This is a genomic window from Oleiphilus sp. HI0128, assembly GCF_001635365.1.
Window position 1 is genome coordinate 1 of sequence record NZ_LWGG01001443.1, and the last position, 761, is coordinate 761.

The window sequence follows — 761 nt, forward strand, 5'->3', positions numbered from 1 at the left end:
CCTTTAGATATCGGCTCTAGTCTGCTATGCGGCATTGCCTTCGGCATCGGCATCGATTACTCCATACATATCGTCGAAGCCTACTTACGAAACTTAAAAGCACTTCAATCTAGGGATGCCGCAGCTCAAGCAGCCCTGACAGATATCACCTTCCCAATATTAACCAGCGCTTTTACCATTGCATTAGGCTTCTCAATCCTCTTGTTGTCAGAGTTTCAGCCTATTTTCAACCTCGGACTTCTCATTAGTATTACCATGCTAGTGTCTGCGCTATGTACACTTTTTATCATGCCAAACCTTCTGAAATTAGCTAAGGTAGGAAAAGTAGTAGAGCAGGAAGAAGAGCTCGAACCTTCGATGCTTGCAGAGGGCTAACCAGCCCTACTCAAAAACCTTATATTTTTTGATATACCTGAGTGCAAAAGGCGTCTCGATTAGCATATATGTCAGTAAACTAAACCAGAACCAGTTAGTCTCTAGAATGATCAACGATAACTTGAGGTCTTGACCTTGATATAAGCTGCCAACCACCAAGAGAGATATCACCATAGCAGCCAAGTCGTTCGTAAATAGTTTGTTCAAATCTCGCCCCGCAAACCGAGGATAAACGAACAAATAAGTAAGCGTCACCAATAGGAAATTGATCAATAAAATAAGAGCTTCAGCTTGCATAATCATTCCGATTCAAACTTGTAAACAGCCATCATACCTCGAACTGATAACAAAGTGACTAATAACAAACGTTAGTTGTAATAACGACA

2 protein-coding genes are annotated in these 761 nt (G+C 41.3%); one reads left to right on the forward strand and one right to left on the reverse strand.

What is annotated here, in order from left to right:
* Positions 1–375, forward strand: a 375-nt coding sequence (locus A3763_RS23830; protein WP_156495300.1) for an MMPL family transporter, incomplete at its 5' end; no start/stop codon positions are given.
* Between the two features lie 6 nt (positions 376–381).
* Here A3763_RS23830 and A3763_RS23835 read toward each other — a convergent pair.
* A complete protein-coding gene (locus A3763_RS23835) occupies positions 382–672 on the reverse strand; it encodes a hypothetical protein (RefSeq protein ID WP_068516158.1) in 291 nt (96 codons plus the stop codon).
* Between the last annotated feature and the right edge of the window lie 89 nt (positions 673–761).